This is a genomic window from Clostridium sartagoforme AAU1 (assembly GCF_000401215.1).
Classification (GTDB): domain Bacteria; phylum Bacillota; class Clostridia; order Clostridiales; family Clostridiaceae; genus Clostridium; species Clostridium sartagoforme.
The window spans coordinates 1-1,848 of sequence record NZ_ASRV01000099.1 but is presented as its reverse complement, the minus strand read 5'-3'; the positions used below and the strand labels follow the sequence as shown (position 1 = coordinate 1,848).

The 1,848-nt window shown below is 28.7% G+C and carries 2 protein-coding genes; both read right to left on the bottom strand.

Going from position 1 to position 1,848, the window contains the following annotated elements:
* Nucleotides 1-25 precede the first annotated feature (25 nt).
* Nucleotides 26-655 (bottom strand): 3'-5' exonuclease, encoded by a 630-nt coding sequence (locus A500_RS08215; RefSeq protein WP_016207119.1) that lies wholly within the window; start codon nucleotides 653-655, stop codon nucleotides 26-28.
* A gap of 181 nt (nucleotides 656-836) precedes the next feature.
* Nucleotides 837-1,742 carry an arginase gene (gene rocF / locus A500_RS08210; protein ID WP_016207118.1) on the bottom strand — a complete coding sequence of 302 codons (906 nt, stop codon included), beginning with the start codon at nucleotides 1,740-1,742 and terminating at the stop codon, nucleotides 837-839.
* Nucleotides 1,743-1,848: the final 106 nt, after the last annotated feature.

Here is a 1,848-nt window from a genome sequence, read left to right as displayed (position 1 = left end):
TTGTTAACTGTGCACTGAATGAAATTTATTTATTAAGTAATTTAGAAAAATACCCTGCAGGTATTAGTCCTTTCTTCATACCTTGAATCACAGTTAAATAAGTAGCGGCTGTGTCGAATCTAGCATCATGATAATTTCCACTACCTTCAAACAATTCATTTGCTTTACTTTCAATTTGTTCTTCTGTTATTTGAAGAAAATCTATAACTTCTGACAGCTTAGGATTTTTTATATTTCCAGCTGGACTTGGTAAATTACAAATAGCTTTGTAATATGACATAGTACAGAAAGTATTCTTAGGTTCCCATGTTGTATCTATAAGACCAGCTTCCCAAAGCTGCTGTAATTCATGTTTTAAGAATTTTATATCAAATTGGACATTATGACCTATTATAAAATCAGCATCAAAAAAGTCAGGCATAAATTCATGGACAAAATCTAAAAATTCTTTTCCTTCTGAAAGATCATATAATTTTTCAAGTGAAAATCCATGAACTGCTTGTGCACCTTCATCCATACTATCAACTGTAAAGAAGAAGTTTTTTCCTATTGTTTTTTGCGGCTTACAGGAAGCGTCTATTATTATATAACTTAATTGACATATGTTTCCAGGCTTTATACTAGTGGTTTCAGTATCGAAAAAAAGTAATTTCATTTTATCCTCCTAAGAATATAATTTACTATTATATAAACTTTAATAGAAATAGATTTAAATTTGTATGGTGTTTATTGAAACACATATATATAATAACATAAAAACTAATGATTTATAAAATCAATTTATAAATTTGGAGAACAAAAAATAACTAATAGGTTACTATTAGTTATTTTTAAATTTATTTTCCTTCAAAAGCCTTTGATATAACTTTTAATAATTCAAGACAAGTTTCTAATGTTTTTTTATTATCATCTAAGTTAGGGTTAAATTCAACAAAATCCATGGCCCTTACTAATGAAGTACTAATTATACTTTCAATTATTTGTTTTCCTTCGGAAAAAGTTAATCCATCTTCAACTGGTGTTCCTGTTCCAGGAACATAAGTAGGATCTAAACTATCAATATCAAAGCTAAAATGAATGTTTTTCACATTGTTTCTATTTATAGCTTCTAAGAATTCTTTTAATACAAGTTCTATGCCCTTATTTTTAATATCTTTCATGGTCCATACGTTAAGATTATTTTCCTTGATTAATTCAAGTTCACCTAAATCTAAGTCTCTGCAACCTAATAAAAATACATTTTCAGGTTTAACCTTTTTACTAGAGGAATAAAGGTTGGTTAAAACTTCATGACCAATTCCCATAGAACTAGCTAAAGGCATTCCGTGAATGTTTCCAGATGGGGAAGTCTCGTGTGTGTTTATATCACCATGAGCATCCACCCAAACTACTGCAAGATCTTCTGCAAAAAATTTACTTGAGCCAGCAACACTTCCAATTGCTAATGAATGATCTCCGCCAATAACTAAAGGAAGATATGAATTTTTTAAGGACTCATAAACTTTATCAGCTAGTCCAACATTTGATCTCACAACTTCATCTAAATACTTCATTTTTGCGTTAGCTGCGTATTTATCATTTGAAGAAACATTTTTTACATGAACTTCGCCCATATCACAGACTTGGTGGCTTTTATTAAAAATATCTAGAAGGTTGTTCTCTCTTAAAATTTTTGGCCCATTTTCAACTCCAGGATTATCACATCCATAGAATATAGGCATATCAATAATACTAATATTCATAAAACAAACCTCCGATTTGGAATAAATTTTTTAGGGCAATAAATATATATTAATAGCTTAATGTAAATAAGTAAATAAAAAAATATAAAAAATTTATTACAATTTT

Excerpts from the sequence above, each read along its gene's own strand:
- rocF (WP_016207118.1), bottom strand. The coding sequence starts at position 1,742 with ATGAATATTAGTATTATTGATATGCCTATATTCTATGGATGTGATAAT.
- A500_RS08215 (WP_016207119.1), bottom strand. The coding sequence starts at position 655 with ATGAAATTACTTTTTTTCGATACTGAAACCACTAGTATAAAGCCTGGA.